The sequence below is a fragment of the Pantoea sp. MQR6 genome, from assembly GCF_022761075.1.
Lineage (GTDB): Bacteria > Pseudomonadota > Gammaproteobacteria > Enterobacterales > Enterobacteriaceae > Pantoea > Pantoea phytostimulans.
Genome location: NZ_JAKYXB010000008.1, coordinates 22743 through 44186, shown reverse-complemented (window position 1 = coordinate 44186; position 21444 = coordinate 22743). Strand labels below are relative to the sequence as shown.

The following is a 21444-nucleotide window of genomic DNA, read 5'->3' as shown; positions in this document are numbered from 1 at the left end:
CTGCGTCGTTTTACGAGGCGTCTCGCAAACGGCAGGGAGTGAAAAAGCGATTTAGGGGTTTTATGGTAAAGTTCGTGCATTAAGTCGCGCCAGACGCGGCAAACCGTTTAGTGAGGCCAACAGCATGATGGGATTAGCCGGTAAAAAAATTCTTTTGGGCGTCAGCGGCGGAATCGCCGCGTATAAAGCACCTGAATTGGTTCGTCGCCTACGCGATCGCGGTGCCGAAGTCCGCGTAATGATGACGGAAGGCGCTAAAGCCTTTATTACTCCACTCAGCTTGCAAGCTGTTTCCGGCTATCCGGTATTTGATGACTTGCTTGATCCGGCAGCCGAAGCCGCAATGGGCCACATTGAGTTGGCCAAATGGGCCGATCTGATTATCCTCGCCCCGGCAACAGCGGATTTGATTGCTCGCGTAACAGCAGGCATGGCGAACGATCTGGTGACCACGTCATGTCTTGCTACCGCCGCACCGATTGCTGTAGTACCGGCAATGAATCAACAAATGTATCGTGCCGCTGTAACGCAACAAAATCTGCAAACATTGCATGCCCGTGGTCTGTTGATTTGGGGCCCGGACAGCGGCAGTCAGGCCTGTGGTGATGTGGGGCCCGGTCGCATGCTGGATCCCCTTCAGATTGTTGACCATGCCGTGCAGTGGGCGTCACCCGTCAACGATCTGCAACATATCAACATTATGATTACGGCCGGCCCAACCCGTGAGGCGCTCGATCCGGTGCGTTACCTGACAAATAAAAGCTCGGGGAAAATGGGTTTTTCCATTGCAACCGCAGCGGCCAAACGCGGCGCAAACGTCACGCTGGTCGCTGGCCCAGTCAATCTGGCCACGCCAACTGGGGTAAAGCGTATTGATGTCACCACCGCTTTAGAGATGCAATCAGCAGTGATGGGCAAGATAGACCAACAACATATTTTCATTGCAAGCGCAGCCGTGGCAGACTACCGGGCCGCTGAAATTGCGGCTGAGAAAATCAAAAAACAGGGTGGCGATGATAACGTCACGCTACAGCTCATAAAGAATCCCGACATTGTCGCGGGTGTCGCTGCATTACAGAAAGGTCGGCCTTTTGTCGTTGGATTTGCCGCTGAAACCCAGAATGTGGAAGAATACGCCCGGCAAAAACGGGTGCGCAAGAATCTGGACCTAATTTGCGCGAATGACGTTGCGAAAGCCGGACAAGGATTTGATAGCGACACCAATGCGCTTCACCTTTTTTGGCAGGAAGGAGAAAAACACTTACCGCTCAGCGATAAGTCGCTCCTTGGCCAACAATTATTAGACGAGATTGTCAGCCGTTATGATGAAAAAAATAGACGTTAAGATTCTTGATGCGCGTGTCGGCAAGGATTTCCCACTGCCAACTTACGCGACCTCGGGTTCCGCTGGGTTAGATTTACGCGCCTGCCTGGATGGTGCACTGGAGATTACGCCAGGCACGACCACGCTGGTACCTACTGGTTTGGCAATTCATATTGCCGATCCAAGCCTGGCTGCAGTGATTCTACCGCGCTCGGGTTTGGGCCATAAGCACGGTATCGTTCTGGGTAATCTGGTGGGCCTGATCGATTCCGATTATCAGGGCCAGTTAATGGTTTCTGTATGGAACCGCGGTCAGGAAAGCTTTACGCTGCAGCCCGGCGATCGCATGGCACAGCTGGTTTTTGTGCCAGTGGTGCAAGCCGAATTCAATCTGGTTGAAGACTTTGACGCCAGCTTGCGCGGTGAAGGTGGCTTCGGTCATTCAGGCCGCCAGTAACCCGCACTACCCACTTTCACTTACGCCAATCATTTTAGTTCTCATCGCCATGAGACGCTCTCTTGTGGCAGATGCGTAGGTGTTGCCTGTGTATGGTGAATTTCAGGGGTCTTTAAGATCATGGCAGAAAAAAAAGTCGCGAAAAGGAACCGTCGCGAAGAGATATTGCAGGCGCTGGCGCAAATGCTGGAATCCGGCGATGGCAGTCAGCGAATTACTACCGCTAAACTGGCGGCGAATGTAGGCGTTTCTGAAGCGGCTTTATATCGTCACTTTCCCAGCAAGACACGCATGTTCGATAGCCTGATCGAATTTATCGAAGACAGTCTGATTACCCGCATCAATCTTATCCTCAAGGATGAGAAAGAGACGATGACGCGTCTGCGTCTTATCGTGCAACTGATTCTGGGGTTTGGTGAGCGTAATCCAGGGCTGACGCGTATTTTGACCGGCCATGCGCTGATGTTTGAGCAGGATCGCTTACAAGGGCGTATTAATCAGCTGTTTGAGCGTATAGAAGTACAGTTGCGTCAGGTGATGCGTGAGCGAAAAATGCGTGAAGGTGAAGGTTTTCAAACTGATGACACGCTTTTAGCCAGTCAGCTTCTGGCATTTTGTGAAGGATTACTTTCACGTTATGTTCGTTCTGAGTTTCGTTTCCGGCCAACAGCAGACTTTGACACACGCTGGCCGCTGATCGCCTCACAGTTAATCTAATAAAAAAGGCGGGCATCACACCCGCCTTTCGCTTAAATTCCGTAAGATTTTTGGTAAGCACGTACCTGCGCTAAGTGATCGGCCATTTCTGGCTTCTCTTCCAAATAAGCAATCAAATCTTTCAGCGTAATAATGGCGGTGACTTTGCATTTATAGTCACGTTCCACTTCCTGAATCGCTGAAATATCGCCACGCCCACGCTCTTGGCGATCCAGTGAAATCAATACGCCTGCCAGCGTCGCATTGTGCGCGCTGATAATATCCATTGATTCGCGAATTGCCGTACCCGCGGTGATAACGTCGTCCACCAGCATGATGCGTCCTTCAAGCGGACTGCCTACCAGCAAACCGCCTTCGCCATGATCTTTCGCTTCTTTGCGGTTAAAACAGTAAGGAACGTCGCGGTCGTGATGATCGGCTAACGCAACTGCGGTGGTGGTGGCGATTGGGATGCCTTTATAAGCGGGACCAAACAGCAGATCAAAATCCACACCGCCATCGACCAACGCTTGCGCGTAAAAGCGTCCTAACAGCGCTAAATCCCGTCCGCTGTTAAACAGACCGGCGTTAAAGAAATAGGGGCTTTTGCGCCCAGACTTTAAAGTGAACTCACCGAACTTGAGCACCTGCTTGTTCAAGGCGAATTCAATAAACTGACGCTGCCAGGATTTCATCTCTTACTCCTCAAATAAAGAAAAGGCGACTCTATGGTCGCCTGTTACATCAATTTTCCAGTGCGGCCTTCTGCGCCTGAATTAGCTCTTCAATCCCGCCTCGCGCCAGCGCCAGCAGCGCCAGCAACTCTTCGTGACTGAACGGTTCGCCTTCAGCGGTGCCCTGCACCTCGATCATGCGACCGTCTTCCATCATCACGACGTTCATGTCGGTTTCAGCAGCGGAATCTTCAACATATTCCAGGTCGCACAGTGCTTCGCCGTTGACGATGCCGACAGAAATTGCAGCAACCATGCCTTTCATCGGATTAGCTTTCAGCTTGCCCGCTGCTACCAACTTGTTCAATGCATCGGCTAGCGCGACGCAAGCACCTGTAATAGAGGCAGTACGCGTACCGCCATCAGCTTGAATCACGTCGCAATCGAGGGTGATAGTAAATTCACCCAAGGCTTTGAGATCAACAGCAGCACGCAGTGAGCGAGCAATCAGGCGCTGAATTTCCAGCGTACGACCACCTTGTTTGCCTTTGGCGGCTTCACGCGCCATACGGCTGTGCGTTGAACGCGGCAGCATGCCATATTCGGCGGTGACCCAGCCCTGACCTTGGCCTTTGAGGAAACGCGGAACGCCTTCGTCCACCGTGGCAGTGCAAAGCACTTTGGTTTCACCGAATTCCACCAAAACGGAACCTTCAGCGTGTTTGGTGTAATTGCGGGTCAATGTGACGGGACGCACCTGTTGTGCGCTACGGCCTGCTGGACGCATGGTAATCTCCGGCTTGCTAATGATTGGCTGCGCATTATACGGACTTCCATGCCTGCTGTCTCTTGCTGCGGCCTCTCGCTTTGCGAGATGAAATTATGCGTCGACTGTGGCTAAATGCCCCTCTCTTTCTCTTTCAAATATAAAAAACATGGCCGCTATTCTTCATTTCCTGCTCGCGCTGGTGGTGATTTTCGCCCTTGCGCTATTGGTCAGTCATGACCGCAAACAGATTCGCCCACGCTTTATCATTCAACTGATTGTTATAGAAGCCGCTTTGGGTTGGTTCTTTCTGCATTCTGCCAGCGGACTGGCGCTGGTCGGCTCGGTTGGCGGATTTTTTGAAACGCTGCTGGGCTTTGCCGCACAAGGTACTGAGTTCGTGTTTGGCGGCATGAGTAAACAAGGTTTAGCGTTTATCTTCCTGGGCGTGCTTTGTCCGATTGTCTTTATCTCCGCGCTCATTGGTATTTTGCAGCATTGGCGAATTCTGCCGCTGCTGATTCGCCTGGTGGGAACGCTGCTGTCAAAGATCAACGGCATGGGCAAGCTTGAGTCGTTTAACGCCGTAAGCACCCTGATTCTGGGCCAATCGGAAAACTTTATCGCCTATAAAGGTATCCTTGGCGATATTCCACCTAAGCGCCTTTACACCATGGCCGCCACGGCAATGTCCACGGTTTCGCTCTCCATTGTCGGTGCATATATGACAATGATTGATGCCAAGTATGTGGTCGCAGCTCTGCTGCTTAATATGTTTAGCACCTTCATTATTCTGTCCATCATTAATCCGGGTAATAACCAAGACCAGCAGGAAATTGCACTGGATAAACTGCATGAAGATCAGAGCTTTTTTGAAATGCTGGGTGAATACATCCTGGCGGGTTTCAAAGTGGCGATGATAATTCTGGCCATGCTGATTGGATTTATTGCGTTGATTGCGGCTGTGAATGCGCTGTTTGCGGCGGTGTTTGGCTATAGCTTCCAGCAGTTGCTGGGTTATGTGTTTTATCCATTTGCCTGGCTGGTTGGCATTCCCTCGGCAGATGCATTGCAGGCGGGTAGCATCATGGCAACGAAGCTGGTCGCCAATGAATTTGTCGCCATGATTGAACTGCAAAAAGTGGCTGCAGGTATGAGTCCACGTGGATTAGGCATTCTGTCAGTGTTCCTGGTGTCGTTTGCCAACTTTGCCTCCATCGGCATCGTTGCCGGGGCAATCAAAGGCCTGAACGAACAACAGGGCAACGTAGTTTCACGTTTTGGCTGGAAACTGGTTTATGGCTCAACGCTGGTAAGCCTGTTGTCAGCTGCCTTTGCGGGACTGTTTATTTAAGACGAAGCGGCGGCCTGCGAGCCGCCTATTCTCGCTTAAAAGCTGACGCAAACCGGCGCATCCACGCGCATCACCGATTCCTGACCAAAACGTTTTTTATAAACGCTGCGCAACGCTTCTATCGGTGCATTACTTTCAGCATTGATACCGTGAATTAACATCAACGCTTTGCTGTTCTCACGTGCCAGTTGACCATTCTCACCCAGCCATTGACCTTTCGCCTCATAAACGGACAAGCCCTGCTTGAAACGTGGCGTGACCTCTTTATCGACAAAATTCATCCAATCGAGCGAACTCACCGTGCCGCCTTGCGGCTTACTCAGACCGAACCACAGCGTGGTCTGTATCATCACGTCGCCACCAGCACAAATCGGTTGCGGCTTCGTGGGTGGTGCGGGCGGTGTCTTGCAGCCTGCCAGTAACAAAGCCAGCGCAAGAGGAAGGGCAATAACGCGAGCCATGCGTGTTCCTCAATAAATAAGTCAGACTTAATCATAAGTGCCTGTGGTTTAAAGAGGAAATCTTTCCTATTCCTGATTCTGCTGCGCTTATGCCTGTTATGCGCTGCGCTGCCTCGCTATACTTCACCCAATCTTTCTGAAAAATGAGTAACGCTTATGATCCGCAGTATGACCGCTTATGCCCGCCGCGATGCAAAAGGCGAATGGGGCAGCGCCGCCTGGGAGCTGCGTTCCGTAAACCAACGCTATCTTGAAACGTATATCCGCTTGCCGGAACAATTTCGTGGTCTGGAGCCAGTGATCCGCGAACGCATTCGCCAACGCCTGACGCGAGGTAAAATTGAGTGCAACCTACGTTTTGATGCGAATCCGAGTGCACAAGGTGAACTGATGCTCAACGAAGCGCTGGCAAAACAGCTGGTGCAAGCGGGCAATTGGGTCAAAATGCAGAGCGATGAAGGCGCGATTAATCCCATGGATATTTTGCGTTGGCCTGGCGTGATGTCGGCGAAAGAGCAGGATCTCGATGCGATTAACACTCAGCTGCTGCAAGCGCTGGATGGCGCGCTGGATGATTTCATTGCCGCGCGTGAAAGCGAAGGTACTGCACTGAAAGCGATGATCGAACAACGTCTGGAAGGTGTATCGCAGGAAGTGATCAAGGTCCGCGCACAAATGCCTGAAGTCATTAAATGGCAGCGTGAGCGTTTGGTGGCGAAGCTGGAAGATGCTGAAGTGCAGCTGGAAAACAATCGCCTTGAGCAAGAGCTGGTAATGATGGCGCAGCGTGTTGATGTGTCAGAAGAGCTGGATCGCCTCGAAGCGCATGTTAAAGAAACCTATAACATTCTGAAAAAGAAAGAAGCCGTTGGCCGTCGCCTCGACTTTATGATGCAGGAGTTTAATCGCGAATCGAATACACTGGCATCAAAGTCAATCAATGCTGAGATCACCGCCTCCGCGATTGAGCTGAAGGTGCTGATTGAACAGATGCGCGAGCAGATTCAGAACATCGAGTAACAGTATTCAGAAGCGACGCAGAATGTTGCCAAGCCCGTCCGTGCGGGCTTTTTTGTTAACACGGATGAAATGGCCTTGTGACTAAGGTGCATTCACTTTTCTGTCTGCCTTGGGTTTAGAACAATCATCAGCTTGGTATAAAGCGTATTCAGTTTGTTTTCCACGATGGCATTTTTAGCAAATAAATAATCTCATGTGATCAAGAGATTAAACTCCCACTTATGTGTACTCCTGTTAATCATCGCGCTTGTCGACCCGCGTTGTCTTAAATGCCTCGAAACGGTCAAATTTCAAACGCCTCATGCGATATAATGAATAAATGAGGCGAGATAAACAGGTACTTGACCATTAAATGCGCTTTCTTATCCGCTAAATGTTTTATGAAAATTTATGCGTTGTTTGTTTTTTACGGCATTTCAATGGCGGTTTAAATTTGGTTGGCAAACCTCTTTATGCTCAACGTTTTTGTTTGTTAGTAACGTGAATAAATTGCTGTAAACTGCCGTGTAAGTAATGCGTAATGATTAATAAGAAATAATTTCCAGACAGGTCTCATTAGCGCATCAGCCCAAGATTCCTTTATAATTAACGAACTTACTAAATCACTGTTAAATATCGCTTTTATCTCATGCCATCCACTTTATTTGTTAAGCTATGTGCCCTCCATGAATCCAATCAATCCTGTAGATTCTGGAGTTTACCTTTCTTTGAAGGCACTATTTGATAAAGTGCTGGTCGAAATCAGTACAGCTGTACCGCCTGGGGAACTCATGGAAATGCTCTTTGTGCGATACATCCATTTATTCCATAAAGGTTAGCAATGAAAATCACCGGACAATTTAGCGCCTCGCTGCTGCATCCGCGCTACTGGGTCACCTGGTTTGGCTTGGGCGTGCTCTGGCTGTTGGTCCAACTTCCCTATCCCATTCTTATCCGCCTCGGTGCGGGCGCGGGTAAAATCTCACGTCATTTTTTACAACGCCGTGAACGCATTACACGTCGCAATATCGAGCTTTGTTTCCCTAACATCAGTGATGAAGAAGCTGAGCGTATGATTGCAGGTAACTTTGCTTCGCTGGGCATGGCATTGGCAGAAACCGGTATTGCCTGGTTTTGGTCCGACCGCGCGGTTAAGCGCCTGTTTAAGGTATCCGGTTTAGCTAATTTGCATTCCGCGCAAAATGAAAAACGCGGAGTCATGCTGATTGGTGTGCATTTTATGTCTCTGGAACTGGGCGGCCGAATCAGCGGCTTATGCCAGCCGATGATGGCAATGTATCGTCCACACAACAATCTAGCGATGGAGTATGTGCAGACCAAAGGTCGCATGCGCTCCAACAAAGCGATGATTGACCGTCGCGATCTACGCGGCATGGTGCATGCATTAAAACAGGGTGAATCGGTGTGGTTCGCCCCCGATCAGGATTACGGCCCGAAAGGCAGCACCTTTGCGCCCTTGTTCGCCGTGGAAAAAGCAGCAACCACCAACGGCACATTTGTTTTATCGCGTTTAGCGAAACCGGCTATGGTGCCTATCATGCTGATTCGTAACCCGAATAATGATGGTTATCATTTGATCATCGAACCTGCGTTAGAAAATTACCCGCATAATGATGAAGCGGCGGCGGCGGCCTATATGAATAAGGTCATCGAAAACCAGATCCTGCGTGCACCAGAGCAATACCTTTGGCTGCATCGCCGTTTTAAAACGCGTCCACCAGGCGAAGCGTCACTTTACGTCTAACCTTTACGTTCGATAGAAAAAGCAGGCTTTGAGCCTGCTTTTTTTTGCGTGATTGTTTGTCCAGCAGCCGATTCAAACCAGGTTTTCCCGACGCATCCAGTTGATCTTATCTTGGCAACCTCAGCAATTTCCCCCGCTCACATACTCCACGTAGCTCAGCCAGGTTCCATGAGGAGAGTATTAAGGAAGAATTCAGGTAATGACTTTCAGAAAGCACTATCAAAAGCTGTCTGGCATTCGTACAAAAATTGATGAATGATGTCTGCTTTAAGCAAGCCAATGCAGGAATTTCGTATGGATATGAACAGCGCCGACAACTGGCAACGCCCTCTTTTTGACGATCGCCTTACGCCTTTCATCGAAGTCGATGCACAACGACTTGAACAGAATCTTCAGCGCATGCAGGCAAAAGCAGATAACGCTGGCGTGGCGCTACGCCCTCACATCAAGACCCACAAAAGTGTGTTTATTGCGCGCCGCCAGCAAGAGTTAGGTGCACAAGGTATTACGGTATCGAAGCCGAGTGAAGGTATGAGTTTTTTACGTGGCGGAGCGCGCGACCTGCTGCTGGCTTATCCTGTAGTCCGTGCTGAAAGCATCGCGGAGTTATTACAACAGGCAGCACAGCATCAAGCGAAAATCACTTTAATTGTTGATGCGCTACACGGTGTCGCGGCGATAGCTGAAGCACAGCGTAAACAGCCTGATTGTGAACTTGCCGTGGCAATCAAAGTGGATGTGGGTTTGCATCGCATTGGGGTTAATCCCCATAACGATGAGGCGATAAAACTGGCGCAAGCACTCAGACAAAACGGGCTACGCTTTGCTGGATTGGTTTCACACGCAGGTCATGCTTATGGTGCCGGAAATCCAGCGGCTATTAGCAAGATCGCAATACAAGAAGCGCAACTGATGTTTGCGCTGCAAGCCCAACTGCACCAGGCAGGCTTCAACATTTGTCCCGTTTCAGTGGGTTCGACGCCGACTGCATTGGCCGCCAATGTTGTGCCTGGCACACACGAAATCCGCCCTGGAAATTATGCACTACTCGATCTCACTGCCTGTCGCCTTGGATTAAGTAGCGTGGATGAGTTAGCCCTTAGCGTTATCACGCGTGTGGTAGCCGTGAATGAGCACTTTGCTATTGTAGATGCAGGCTCAAAAATGTTGAGCTCTGATAAAGGGCCGCACGGTACTAACGCCAGCGGCTTCGGCATAGCGGTAGACGAGATGGGTAATACTTATGAGGTCAGCAAGTTATCTGAGGAACATGGTTTTATCGTTTATCAGGATATTCGCCCTGTGGTTGGCAGCTTGCTTCGTATCTTTCCCAATCACAGTTGCGCAGTGATGGCGCAATCTGACAGCTTTGTCTTACGCCATGCAGATGGTCGCGGCCAAGTTGAACCTGTGTCAGCACGCGGCAACTTTATCTGATCGATCACTAACGGGCAGCACGCAAGGCTGTCCTTTGTACGAACTTAACCTCATCGACCCCACACTTCTGCCTGTGTAACGTTTTCCCGGTTTCACCCTCATGCTTTAATGAATTTTTGATCCTTCAGGAGGTAACATGCTGTCCTCACAAACCCTTAGCATGACTATTGCGCGTAACTGGCTAGATCTTTATGAAACGATTTGGAAACCGGAGTTTTTTCCCAAGTGGGCATCGGGATTAAGCGGCAATACGCTTGAGCCAGAAGGAACGCATTGGCGAGCACAAGGTCCGGAAGGAAAAATCAAGATTCGCTTCACTTCTCATAATCCATTTGGCGTGATGGATCATTGGATAAATAATGGCGTAGGCAAAGAAATTTATATGCCAATGCGAGTAATTGCTAATGAGCAAGGCGCAGAAGTCTTGATCACCGTTTATCGTCAACCATTGATGTCAGAAGAGAAGTTTTCTAAAGATATTGAATGGGTTAGGAAAGATCTTGCTCAACTTAACAAATTGCTTACTGAATAAAATCAATGGATTAAGTTTTTTTGGAACTTGAGTTATCTCTGGCTTTTTATAAAAATATTTTGAAATTTTTCTTAGAAAAAGCATAAACACATCATCAGCCTCTTGCTCCCGCATTTGCACTTATAACCAGTTTTGCTTAACCATTATTGCCAGGGAAAATCCTGGTAGTAATGGTCTCATAAGCTGCTATCCCCTTTGATTTCATGCATTTTTATCTCTTCATAAAAATGGAACCGCTTCCATAGAAGCTTTCAATCTATACAACGTTCAATAATGAATGTTTTACAGCAATTAAAATCTATCATGAATGGCATGAAACCATTATTTCCTGAGTGGCTTTAATCAGAGTTTTCTTATGGTGTTAATTTAAATAAAACACGGTATAAATCTCCTTACACACAGCAACACCTATAAAAATAACACCAGGAAAAAATAATGGAACGCTCAACCTATCCTTTGTTATCAGAAAAAGAGTTTGTTGAGATAGCTGGAAGGATTCTGGCTGGAGAATATACAACTACAACAGGATTCATTCGTGATCTGGCGGATTTTTTGCTAACAGCAGGAGATTCTGCCATTACACGGAATCGTGAATACTCCAGGGACATTTATTTTTTATCTGAACATCATTTAATTGAATCAATAATAACATGGCAAGCCTGGCAAGGTATTTCAGGACTTAGACCAGAAAAATTGCATTGATCTCTTGTACTACCTACTGTGTTACAGCAATCACAGCTTGCCGTTACACGAAGAATAACTTCGAACTGGTACATGTACCATAACGAGCATATTATGGCTATACATGAAAGAAGTCTCACAAGCGCAAAATGGTCTCTTCTCTCTTCAATTAAAATCATTGGCATTGGTGTATTACAGCTTTCTTTATTAGCACAGATTCTGCAGGCGAATGAACTAAACCTGCTTGCCATTGCCGTAGTTGGATTATTAGCTGTAGATGCTTTAGCAGACCGCGGATTTTCTAATTCACTTATTCGCTATCGCATGCTTTCAATAAACGATCTTTCGACACTTTATTGGGGCAATGTTCTAACTGGCGTGTTGATTTGTGCCTTCTTATTCCTCGGCAGCGACGTACTTAGCCGCATTTTTAACCAGCCGGAACTGGCGGTTATGCTTGAGATGGTGTCGGTTGTCTTTATCATTATCCCGCAAGGCCAGCAATATCGCGCTATATTACAGCGTGAAAAGCAATATAGCTGCATTGCTTTCACTGAAATGTCTTCAGTAATAGCGGGTCTGGCTGTCACACTCTTTACGGTATTATTAACACCTTCAGTATTATGCGCAATTTGGGGTTATCTGGCGATGGCATCTATACGTATGTTGATGTATTGCTATTACGGCCGCTCATGGTTCCAGCCCGAATATCGCTTTAACTTTAAATCATTTTCTCAAATTCGCGCAAGAAACGTATAATAAAAGCAAGTCTGTATGGTGGGCTCTGGGCATCTAAACGATGCATTCGCGTGCTGTTAATCAGCACGCTTTTTCTTTTTGAAAATTCACTTCCTGCCATTTATCTGCATCGCTTATTTTGATTGCATTGACTATCATCCTCAATTCATCAATGACCATGAACAGGTCTGCCAAATCATTTTTGGTATTAATTTTCAGTTTTTTTAATGCATTTAGTTTGTAGGCACTCACGGTTTTATAATTAAGACTGAGTTCTTTGCCGATGTGCTCGATACTGCAATTCCATGCCATCATCAGCAGAATACGCAACTGCCGGTCTGGCAAAATAATTTCCGCACGATCCCTCATCCCTTTGCGTTCTTCTCCGCCATTTATTCTATATGTCAGCTGCTGGCGTAATACAGAATGAGAAACTTTCAGATCCATAATTTCCAGGGTAGGTAAAAAGCAGCTCATTGACCGTAATACGGGAATGAGGCGGCGCGTCATTACCAATACAGGTAAAGCGGGAAAAGCATGCTGTAATTGAAAGAGAACATTAAAGGTACCTGCCAACGGCATATTTTCATGAAATATGCAGACGATCATCCGAGGTTGGCGCAGTTCGCACTGCGTTAAAATGTCGCTAAAAGACCAGACTTCGTGCGCTTGCCACTGCGGAAAAAGTGCCGCTAGCGTATGATGAATACCTACAGCTGCCAGCCGATCAGAAGAGTAAAAGAGAATCTTGGATGCGCGGTTTTTCATTCCCGTCCTGAAGGTCATTATGCTGTGAGCCAAAAGTTAAGCGTTATACAAACGTTCTCTTCATAAGCGACGCCTAAAAAGCCGAGCTTAATTTGTCAGCAATAAATAACTTTCTTTATTAAAGCGCATATAATTTACCTAAAGTGAAGCTTAAATATTTTAATACATCCCATTGATTTTTATATCATTATTCACCATTAACACTTAAACCTTTCATTCACTTTTTTGGATAAGCGAAAAACTCAGTAGCCGTTACGCGCTTAACACCGTAGCCTTGCTGCCGACTTTCTGGAGCCTGCTATGTTACTTACTGTTCTCTATATTATTGGTATTACTGCAGAAGCGATGACCGGCGCGCTTGCTGCAGGACGGCGTAAAATGGATCTGTTTGGCGTAATAATCATTGCTTCTGTCACTGCGATTGGCGGAGGTTCGGTACGCGATATTCTGCTGGGTCATTACCCCCTCGGATGGGTTAAAAACCCCGAATATATTATGATTGTTGCCGCTGCTGCCGTCGTCACCACCGTGGTTGCTCCGTTGATGACCCACTTGCGAAAAGTGTTCCTGGTGTTGGACGCCTTGGGTTTAGTGGTGTTTTCAATCATCGGTGCTCAGGTAGCATTAGATACCGGCCATGCAATGATTATCGCCGCGATTAGTGCAGTGATTACCGGCGTATTTGGTGGCGTGCTACGCGATATGTTTTGCAATCGCATTCCTTTGGTATTCCAGAAAGAGCTATATGCAGGTATCGCGTTCGCGTCTGGCTGGATGTACATACTGCTGTTAAAAACGCCGTTGGCACACGAAGCCGTGGTGATCATTACGCTGCTGTTCGGTTTCTTTGCCCGTTTACTGGCGCTGCGCTTCCGTCTCGGCCTGCCTATTTTCAACTACCCTCACCCGGAACATTGATGTCGTTGCAGGAATGCCTTGATGCTGTAAAAAAGTGATAAGCGATCGCAGCTCGGTATCCTGCAACATCCTAACAATCCGTTGTGCTAATACATTGCCAACGCCTGGCAACGCCTGCCATGTTTGTACATTGCGCTGCAATATTGAGTCCCAGCCGCTATCCGTTAATGCATTCAAGGCTTTGCGCGGCAAAGGTATGCCTAAAGCGTGAATCCAGCGCCGCAATGGTTGCTTTCGTGTCAGATTAAAGCGGTGCCAAATCTGCTCTGCTCGCTCAGGTGAAATGCTTGCCGCAGCGGTGATCTGTTCGGGCGTTAATGTCAGCCATGAAAAAAGATGCGTGATGCCAGGTTTTTCCAGTAAGCGCAACCAGGTGCTGCGTTGTACGCCTGCAATATCCAGCACAGATTTTTGGCTAAGCCAATTCAGTCTTGCCACTAGCTGTTTCTGACAGTCAGGTGTGAAGTGATAACAACTCAGCGGTGTGAAATTTGCGGCATCTGGCTGTTGAGGATAATCACGTTCTGTCACACGCCAGATTACCCTTTCTAACCTTGGGATCCCTTGACCCGCCAGGCTGATGATGACCTGGTCACCAGCGATCACATCGTATTCTCGCCAACGGGTTAATGAGCCGACATTCACACGTCTGACGGTTTTATCATCCAGTTGAACCGGCTGTAGATTAAGTACCACAGCAATCTTTCCGGTACGCCCTATTGAGAAATCGACCGAAAGCACTTCACTGCTCACCTCTGGCGGCTGATATTTCCAGGCCACGGCCCAATCGCCTTGACCGGGCAACCAGCTTTTCCCTTTAGGCCGAGAAGCCTGATGTATAACCACGCCATCGGTGACAAAAGGCAGTTGCGCGTGAAACCATCGGTTACGCCAGCCAGCGACATCGTCTTCATCCTTAACGCTTTTGCTCCATTGCGCTGCAAGATCAAAGCCCCATTGCGTAAGCTGTTGCAAACGATCGGCCATATCTGAAGGTCCATCTGGCCAACCCCAAATGAAAATGGCTATCTCGGTCAGTAAGGGGCTCGCTTTTTTACTCATCATGGCACCGGCAACCTGCGCCCGAGCATTTTTACCTCCCGCAATAGCCTGGTGATGATCGGACATCTTCAAAAAGAGCTCGCCCTGTAAAATTACTTCTTCGAGCTCACTTTCAATAGACAGCGGAATGGCAGGAATCATCGCCGCTTTAGCCAACCACTCTTCACCGCGTAATCCATCTCCACGACTGATAAGCGAAACCAATTTGCCATGCCGATAGACTAAAGATACCGCTACACCATCGACTTTAGGCTGGACCCAAAGATCGTCGCGGTTTTGCATCCAGTATCCGACTGCCAGCTTGTCACGTAGTTTTTTGACGCCAGTATGGGCGACAGGATGAAAGGTTGAACCACCAGAAGGTAATTGCGACTGATAGTCAGCCGCAGAAGATTCAAAACAGCGCTGCCATTGCGATAAGCGCTGTAGCAAACTGTCGTAATCATTATCAGTCACTGGACTCACACCTTCTCGGTAATAGGCATCATCCCACTTCTGTAATTGCTGTTGAAGTTGACTCATTTCATTTTGAGCGCGAGCAGGCGTCCAGGCTGGACATTGTGCGGATTGCTTATCAAATTGGGCAGCAGAGAGTGAAAATGCTGTAGTGATGAGCATCAAAGCCAATGTGAAAATCCGTTTCATCTTTTGTCTCCTGACGTTTTTTGTCATTCAACACTTTTACATTCACTTCAACCAGTTGGACGCTTATTCCTTGGGAGAGATTACGCAGAATTTCACTTTGCGTTACATATAGAACGCAGTGTTATGCGCGACGATACGCAAAAGTTTACCCGTCACCGCTGCGCAAACGCTGCGTGTCGACGGCAAGCTGTGTATACTCTGCAGAAAATCGACTCCGCTATTATTCAATTCAAGAAAATCATGGCTCAAGGCACGCTCTATATAGTTTCCGCCCCAAGCGGCGCAGGTAAATCCAGCCTGATTCAGGCACTTTTAAAGACACAGCCGCTGTACGATACGCAGGTGTCTGTTTCGCATACCACCCGCGGCGTACGCCCGGGCGAAACGCATGGCGAACATTATTTCTTCGTTCAAAAAGAAGAATTTGAGAAAATGATCGCCGAAGACGCTTTCCTTGAGCATGCAAAGGTTTTTGACAACTATTATGGCACTTCGCGTAAAGCGATTGAGCAAGTCCTCGCTACCGGCGTTGACGTATTTCTTGATATTGACTGGCAAGGCGCGCAGCAAATTCGTGCCAAAATGCCCAGCGCACGCAGCATCTTCGTTTTACCGCCGTCGAAAGACGAACTGAATCGCCGCTTGCGGGGCCGTGGCCAAGACAGCGAAGAGGTGATTACACGTCGCATGGCGCAGGCAGTGGCCGAAATGAGCCATTACGCCGAGTACGATTATTTAATTGTGAATGATGATTTTGATCTGGCGCTTTCCGATCTTAAAACCATTATTCGCGCAGAGCGTTTACGTATGGCACGCCAGAAGGCGCGTCATGATGCTTTAATCAGCAAATTATTGGCAGTCTGAATACAGTTTCAGTATGATGCCCAGTCATTTCTTCATCTGTGGAGTAGCACACCTATGGCACGCGTAACCGTTCAGGACGCAGTAGAAAAAGTTGGTAATCGTTTTGACCTGGTGTTGGTCGCTGCACGTCGTGCACGTCAGATGCAGGTAGGCGGCAAAGATCCGCTGGTTCCAGAAGAGAACGATAAACCTACCGTTATCGCATTGCGCGAAATCGAAGAAGGTTTGGTCACCAATCAGATTTTAGATGTGCGTGATCGTCAGGAGCAGCAAGAGCAGGAAGCCGCTGAATTACAAGCTGTTACCGCTATCGCTGAAGGTCGTCGTTAACAGCAACCTGCAGGTCAACCTTGTATCTGTTTGAAAGCCTCAATCAACTGATTGAAAAATACTTGCCAGAGGAGCATATCAAGCGCCTCCAGCAAGCTTACCTTGTTGCACGTGATGCTCACGAGGGACAGACTCGCTCCAGCGGCGAGCCTTACATCACCCATCCTGTCGCTGTAGCCTGTATTCTGGCAGAAATGAAGCTCGACCATGAAACACTCATGGCCGCGCTACTGCATGATGTCATTGAAGACACGCCTGCGACTTATCAGGATATGGAACAGCTGTTCGGCAAAAGTGTTGCTGAGCTGGTGGAAGGCGTTTCAAAGCTGGATAAGCTGAAGTTCCGCGACAAAAAAGAGGCGCAGGCAGAGAACTTCCGCAAGATGATAATGGCGATGGTGCAAGACATCCGCGTCATTCTCATCAAGCTGGCTGACCGCACCCACAACATGCGCACGCTGGGCGCTTTGCGTCCGGATAAACGTCGCCGCATCGCGTTGGAAACGTTAGAGATCTACAGCCCGCTGGCCCACCGCTTAGGTATTCATCACCTTAAAACTGAACTGGAAGAGCTGGGCTTTGAAGCCTTGTATCCTAATCGTTATCGGGTGATTAAAGAGGTGGTAAAAGCGGCGCGCGGTAACCGTAAAGAGATGATCCAGAAGATTCTTTCTGAGATTGATGGCCGACTGCAAGAAGCCGGTATTCCCTGCCGCGTCAGCGGTCGAGAAAAGCATCTCTACTCGATCTACCGCAAAATGACGCTGAAAGAGCAGCGTTTTCACTCGATCATGGATATCTATGCCTTTCGCGTCATCGTGAAAGATTTGGATACCTGTTATCGCGTACTCGGTCAGATGCACAGCTTATATAAGCCGCGTCCTGGTCGCGTCAAAGATTACATCGCCATCCCCAAGGCCAACGGCTATCAATCGCTGCATACCTCCATGATCGGCCCGCACGGCGTTCCGGTGGAGGTTCAGATTCGTACTGAAGATATGGATCAGATGGCAGAAATGGGGGTCGCCGCGCACTGGGCTTACAAACAGGCGGGTGAAAGTGGCACCACCGCGCAAATACGCGCTCAGCGTTGGCTGCAAAGCTTGCTGGAGTTGCAACAAAGCGCGGGCAGTTCCTTTGAATTTATCGAAAGCGTGAAATCCGATCTCTTTCCAGATGAGATCTATGTGTTTACGCCTGAAGGTCGCATTGTCGAATTACCGACTGACTCGACGCCTGTGGATTTTGCCTATGCGGTGCATACCGATATCGGTCATGCCTGTGTTGGCGCACGCGTTGATCGCCAGCCTTATCCGCTGTCGCAACCGCTGGCTAGCGGTCAAACCGTCGAAATTATTACCGCACCAGGCGCTCGCCCGAACGCTGCCTGGCTTAATTTTGTCGTTAGCTCGAAAGCGCGCGCCAAGATTCGCCAGTTGCTGAAGAACCTCAAACGTGAAGACTCCGTTAATCTGGGCCGTCGCTTGCTTAGTCACGCGCTAGGCGGTAGCCGCAAGCTGGCAGAAGTGCCGCCTGCGAGCATCAAGCAAGAGCTTGACCGAATGAAGCTGACGGCGCTTGATGATCTACTGGCAGAAATTGGTCTCGGCAATGCAATGAGCGTAGTGGTGGCAAAAAACCTGACGCAAACGGGTTCTACGCAATCGGGAAGCAGTAAGCGTGGCAAGTTGCCGATCAAAGGCGCCGATGGCGTGTTGATCACCTTTGCAAAATGCTGCCGACCGATTCCAGGCGATCCGATTGTCGCTCACGTAAGTCCAGGTAAAGGCTTGGTCGTGCACCATGAATCGTGTCGAAACATTCGCGGTTATCAGAAAGAACCAGAAAAATTCATGCCGGTGGAGTGGGACAAAGTCACCGAACAAGAATTTGTAGCCGAGATTAAAGTCGACATGTTCAATCATCAGGGTGCGCTGGCAAATTTGACGGCAGCGATTAATACCGCCGGTTCTAATATTCAGAGCTTGAACACGGAAGAGCGCGATGGCCGCGTTTACAGCGCCTTTATCCGCCTGACCGCGCGCGATCGCGTCCATCTGGCCAATATCATGCGTAAAATCCGCGTGATGCCAGACGTGATCAAAGTTCATCGTAATCGTAATTAGTCCATGAACGATCAAAGATTTGCGCGTATTCAAGAGATGCTGGCCTTGCGCCAGCACGATCTTACCGTCTGCATGGAACAGGTGCACAAGCCGCATAACGTCTCTGCGGTGATTCGTACCGCTGATGCCGTCGGCATTCATGAAGTCCACGCCGTTTGGCCAAGTCAACGTATGCGAACTCAAGTTTCCGCTTCGGCAGGCAGTAATAGCTGGGTCAAAGTGGTCACACATCGCAACATTCGCGAAGCGGTAAAGCACCTGAAAGACCAAAAAATGCAGGTCCTTGCGACGCATCTTTCTGACAGCGCCGTAGACTTTCGTGAAATTGATTACACCAAACCCACCTGTATTCTGATGGGTCAGGAAAAAACCGGCATCACCGAAGAAGCGCTCGCGCTGGCCGATCAGGACATTATTATTCCTATGGTTGGCATGGTGCAGTCATTGAACGTTTCGGTTGCCTCCGCACTGATCCTTTATGAAGCACAGCGTCAACGTCAAAACGCTGGCCTTTATCAACGCGACTACAGCTTGCTGGATGAAGCAGAGCAGCAACGTTTGCTGTTTGAAGGTGGTTATCCGGTGCTGGCCCGCGTGGCTAATCAAAAAGGCTTGCCCTATCCGCACATCAATACGCAAGGCGAAGTGGAAGCCGATGCTGATTGGTGGGCCACCATGCAAGCCAAAGGTAAAAAATGAAAGGCCGCCTGCTGGATGCCATCCCGCTCAGTACCCTGACCGGCGTCGGCGCCAGTCAGGCAGCGAAACTTGCCAAAATTGACCTGCACACCATTCAAGACTTACTGCTGCATCTGCCGCTACGCTACGAAGACCGCACCCAACTTTACGCCATTGATGATTTGCTGCCCGGCATTTGGGCCACGGTAGAAGGCGAAGTGTTGCATTCTGAAATCACTTTTGGTCGTCGCCGTATGATGGTGTGCCAAATCAGTGATGGCAGCGGCGTGCTGACGTTGAGGTTCTTCAACTTTAACGCTGGGATGAAAAATGGCCTTGCGCCAGGCCGTCGCGTTACTGCATACGGCGAAATCAAACGCGGCCAGCGTGGCGCTGAAATCATCCATCCTGAATACCGTATTCAGGGCGAACACAGCAATGTGGCGCTGGAAGAGACGCTAACGCCGGTTTATCCCACCACGGAAGGCATTCGCCAGGCGACTCTACGTAACCTGACCGATCAAGCGCTGACACTGCTGGAAAGCTGCCCAATTGCTGAGCTACTTCCGCAAGAATTAAGCGGCGGACTGATCAGCCTGCCGGATGCACTGCGCACATTGCACCGTCCACCACCCGATTTAAAATTAAGCGAACTGGAGAGCGGGCGTCATCCGGCTCAACGTCGACTGATTCTTGAAGAGCTTTTAGCACACAATCTCAGCATGTTGGCCGTTCGCGCTGGCGCACAGCGCTATTACGCTTTACCGATGCCGGCACGTCATAACCTCAGCGAGCAATTGCTGGCAGCGCTGCCTTTCTCGCCGACCAACGCGCAAAAAAGGGTAGTGCAAGAGATTGAAAAAGATTTAGCCAACGATTTCCCGATGATGCGTTTAGTACAAGGTGATGTCGGTTCTGGTAAAACGCTGGTTGCGGCATTGTCTGCACTAAACGTTATTGCGCATGGCAAACAGGTTGCACTCATGGCGCCGACTGAACTGCTGGCTGAGCAGCACGCGGCCAATTTCCGGCAGTGGTTTGCGCCGCTGGGTATTGAGGTGGGTTGGTTAGCCGGAAAACAAAAAGGCAAAGCACGCCAGGCACAGCAAGATGCTATCGCTAATGGCGATGTCGCAATGGTGGTTGGCACGCATGCATTGTTTCAGGAACAGGTACAGTTCAACGGCCTGGCCTTGGTGATTATTGATGAGCAACATCGCTTTGGTGTACATCAACGCCTGGCGCTCTGGGAAAAAGGCGAAGAGCAAGGTTTCCATCCGCATCAGTTAATCATGACTGCCACGCCCATTCCCCGCACTCTCGCGATGACCGCGTATGCCGATCTTGATACGTCGACTATCGATGAACTGCCGCCAGGCCGCACGCCAGTCACCACAGTCGCTATCCCCGATAGTCGCCGTGATGAAATCATGACGCGCGTTGAGCATGCTTGCCGAGAAGGCCGTCAGGCATATTGGGTTTGTACGCTAATTGAAGAGTCAGAGTTGCTGGAAGCGCAAGCGGCGGAAGCGAGTTGGGAAGCCTTAAAAAATGCATTGCCTGATTTGAATATTGGGCTGGTTCATGGTCGCATGAAACCGGCAGAGAAGCAGGCAGTTATGCAGGCCTTCAAGGCTAATGAGCTGCAATTACTGGTAGCCACCACCGTTATTGAAGTTGGCGTTGACGTGCCTAATGCCAGTCTGATGATTATCGAAAACCCTGAGCGCCTGGGTTTGGCGCAGCTTCATCAGCTGCGCGGGCGCGTTGGGCGAGGTGCAGTCGCGTCACATTGCGTATTGCTCTATAAAGCACCACTCAGCAAAACCGCGCAGAAGCGGTTGCAGGTGCTGCGCGACAGCAATGATGGCTTTGTCATCGCGCAGTTCGATTTAGAAATACGTGGGCCTGGCGAGTTATTAGGAACACGCCAAACTGGCAATGCTGAATTCAAAGTTGCGGACCTTTTGCGCGACCAGGCGATGGTACCAGAAGTGCAGCGCGTCGCACGCCACATCCACCAGCACTATCCCGAACAGGCCAGCGCCTTGATTGAACGCTGGCTACCGGAAAATGTCCGTTATACCAACGTCTAACCGGCGTTTTTTATCACCATTGGGCAAACGATTGCTTTTGTCTCGCGGATGATTACAATCGCCACACTATTTT

21 protein-coding genes are annotated in these 21444 nt (G+C 49.2%); 16 read left to right on the top strand and 5 right to left on the bottom strand.

All coding sequences use genetic code 11. The features are described 5' to 3' along the window. Positions 1 to 124: 124 nt before the first annotated feature. From coaBC to slmA, 3 genes are all read left to right on the top strand, one after another. Complete coding sequence (gene coaBC / locus MUG06_RS21440) at positions 125 to 1345, top strand: bifunctional phosphopantothenoylcysteine decarboxylase/phosphopantothenate--cysteine ligase CoaBC (RefSeq protein WP_243079978.1); 1221 nt, start codon at positions 125 to 127, stop codon at positions 1343 to 1345. Further along, on the top strand, positions 1323 to 1781 hold the full coding sequence (gene dut, locus MUG06_RS21435; protein WP_215848146.1) for a dUTP diphosphatase: 459 nt from the start codon (positions 1323 to 1325) through the stop codon (positions 1779 to 1781). The genes coaBC and dut overlap by 23 nt, the downstream gene beginning before the upstream one ends. 120 nt (positions 1782 to 1901) lie before the next feature. Continuing rightward, entirely contained in the window at positions 1902 to 2498 is a 597-nt protein-coding gene (slmA, locus tag MUG06_RS21430) for a nucleoid occlusion factor SlmA (RefSeq protein ID WP_243079977.1), read from the top strand. Positions 2499 to 2530: 32 nt separating this feature from the next. On the opposite strand, the gene pyrE is transcribed toward slmA, so the two are convergent. Together pyrE and rph are read right to left on the bottom strand one after the other, a co-directional pair. Next, positions 2531 to 3172: an orotate phosphoribosyltransferase gene (gene pyrE / locus MUG06_RS21425; RefSeq protein ID WP_215848144.1), complete on the bottom strand. Its 642-nt coding sequence runs from the start codon at positions 3170 to 3172 to the stop codon at positions 2531 to 2533. A 49-nt stretch (positions 3173 to 3221) separates the two neighbouring features. Beyond that, on the bottom strand, positions 3222 to 3938 hold the full coding sequence (gene rph / locus MUG06_RS21420) for a ribonuclease PH (RefSeq protein WP_215848143.1): 717 nt from the start codon (positions 3936 to 3938) through the stop codon (positions 3222 to 3224). A gap of 148 nt (positions 3939 to 4086) precedes the next feature. Here rph and MUG06_RS21415 point away from each other — a divergent pair, with 148 nt between their 5' ends. Continuing rightward, positions 4087 to 5271 carry a nucleoside transporter C-terminal domain-containing protein gene (locus MUG06_RS21415; protein ID WP_243079976.1) on the top strand — a complete coding sequence of 395 codons (1185 nt, stop codon included), beginning with the start codon at positions 4087 to 4089 and terminating at the stop codon, positions 5269 to 5271. A 35-nt stretch (positions 5272 to 5306) separates the two neighbouring features. Here MUG06_RS21415 and MUG06_RS21410 read toward each other — a convergent pair whose 3' ends face one another. After that, positions 5307 to 5732 (bottom strand): DUF3574 domain-containing protein, encoded by a 426-nt coding sequence (locus MUG06_RS21410; RefSeq protein WP_243079975.1) that lies wholly within the window; start codon positions 5730 to 5732, stop codon positions 5307 to 5309. A gap of 156 nt (positions 5733 to 5888) precedes the next feature. Between MUG06_RS21410 and MUG06_RS21405 the strand changes: the two genes are divergently transcribed. The 6 genes from MUG06_RS21405 (at position 5889) to MUG06_RS21380 (ending at position 11905) form a co-directional block, all read left to right on the top strand. Then, positions 5889 to 6752: a YicC/YloC family endoribonuclease gene (locus MUG06_RS21405; protein ID WP_243079974.1), complete on the top strand. Its 864-nt coding sequence runs from the start codon at positions 5889 to 5891 to the stop codon at positions 6750 to 6752. A gap of 820 nt (positions 6753 to 7572) precedes the next feature. Continuing rightward, positions 7573 to 8496 (top strand): kdo(2)-lipid IV(A) palmitoleoyltransferase, encoded by a 924-nt coding sequence (gene lpxP / locus MUG06_RS21400; protein WP_243079973.1) that lies wholly within the window; start codon positions 7573 to 7575, stop codon positions 8494 to 8496. 294 nt (positions 8497 to 8790) lie between these two features. After that, positions 8791 to 9933 carry an alanine racemase gene (locus MUG06_RS21395; protein WP_243079972.1) on the top strand — a complete coding sequence of 381 codons (1143 nt, stop codon included), beginning with the start codon at positions 8791 to 8793 and terminating at the stop codon, positions 9931 to 9933. 136 nt (positions 9934 to 10069) lie between these two features. After that, positions 10070 to 10465: a polyketide cyclase gene (locus MUG06_RS21390; protein WP_243079971.1), complete on the top strand. Its 396-nt coding sequence runs from the start codon at positions 10070 to 10072 to the stop codon at positions 10463 to 10465. Between the two features lie 435 nt (positions 10466 to 10900). Next, positions 10901 to 11167 carry a hypothetical protein gene (locus MUG06_RS21385; protein WP_215848137.1) on the top strand — a complete coding sequence of 89 codons (267 nt, stop codon included), beginning with the start codon at positions 10901 to 10903 and terminating at the stop codon, positions 11165 to 11167. Between the two features lie 93 nt (positions 11168 to 11260). Then, entirely contained in the window at positions 11261 to 11905 is a 645-nt protein-coding gene (locus tag MUG06_RS21380; protein WP_215848136.1) for an oligosaccharide flippase family protein, read from the top strand. Positions 11906 to 11965: 60 nt separating this feature from the next. Here the strand turns inward: MUG06_RS21380 and MUG06_RS21375 are convergent, their stop codons facing one another. Then, positions 11966 to 12652: a LuxR C-terminal-related transcriptional regulator gene (locus MUG06_RS21375; RefSeq protein ID WP_243079970.1), complete on the bottom strand. Its 687-nt coding sequence runs from the start codon at positions 12650 to 12652 to the stop codon at positions 11966 to 11968. A 300-nt stretch (positions 12653 to 12952) separates the two neighbouring features. On the opposite strand from MUG06_RS21375, the gene MUG06_RS21370 reads away from it, so the two are divergent. Then, complete coding sequence (locus MUG06_RS21370; protein ID WP_243079969.1) at positions 12953 to 13570, top strand: trimeric intracellular cation channel family protein; 618 nt, start codon at positions 12953 to 12955, stop codon at positions 13568 to 13570. Here MUG06_RS21370 and ligB read toward each other — a convergent pair. Then, positions 13508 to 15250 carry an NAD-dependent DNA ligase LigB gene (ligB, locus tag MUG06_RS21365; protein ID WP_243080017.1) on the bottom strand — a complete coding sequence of 581 codons (1743 nt, stop codon included), beginning with the start codon at positions 15248 to 15250 and terminating at the stop codon, positions 13508 to 13510. The two genes, MUG06_RS21370 and ligB, sit on opposite strands and share 63 nt — an antisense overlap. A gap of 267 nt (positions 15251 to 15517) precedes the next feature. Between ligB and gmk the strand changes: the two genes are divergently transcribed. Genes gmk through recG form a run of 5 tightly spaced genes read left to right on the top strand, consistent with a single transcriptional unit; the run spans position 15518 to position 21371 of the window. Continuing rightward, positions 15518 to 16141 (top strand): guanylate kinase, encoded by a 624-nt coding sequence (gene gmk / locus MUG06_RS21360; RefSeq protein WP_243079968.1) that lies wholly within the window; start codon positions 15518 to 15520, stop codon positions 16139 to 16141. Positions 16142 to 16195: 54 nt separating this feature from the next. Beyond that, positions 16196 to 16471: a DNA-directed RNA polymerase subunit omega gene (rpoZ, locus tag MUG06_RS21355; RefSeq protein WP_003851346.1), complete on the top strand. Its 276-nt coding sequence runs from the start codon at positions 16196 to 16198 to the stop codon at positions 16469 to 16471. 20 nt (positions 16472 to 16491) lie between these two features. After that, positions 16492 to 18597, top strand: a complete 2106-nt coding sequence (spoT, locus tag MUG06_RS21350) for a bifunctional GTP diphosphokinase/guanosine-3',5'-bis pyrophosphate 3'-pyrophosphohydrolase (RefSeq protein WP_243079967.1) — start codon at positions 16492 to 16494, stop codon at positions 18595 to 18597. A gap of 3 nt (positions 18598 to 18600) precedes the next feature. Next, a complete protein-coding gene (gene trmH, locus MUG06_RS21345; RefSeq protein WP_215848132.1) occupies positions 18601 to 19296 on the top strand; it encodes a tRNA (guanosine(18)-2'-O)-methyltransferase TrmH in 696 nt (231 codons plus the stop codon). After that, on the top strand, positions 19293 to 21371 hold the full coding sequence (gene recG / locus MUG06_RS21340; protein WP_215848131.1) for an ATP-dependent DNA helicase RecG: 2079 nt from the start codon (positions 19293 to 19295) through the stop codon (positions 21369 to 21371). Before trmH ends, recG begins: the two co-directional genes overlap by 4 nt. The last annotated feature ends 73 nt before the right edge of the window (positions 21372 to 21444 follow it).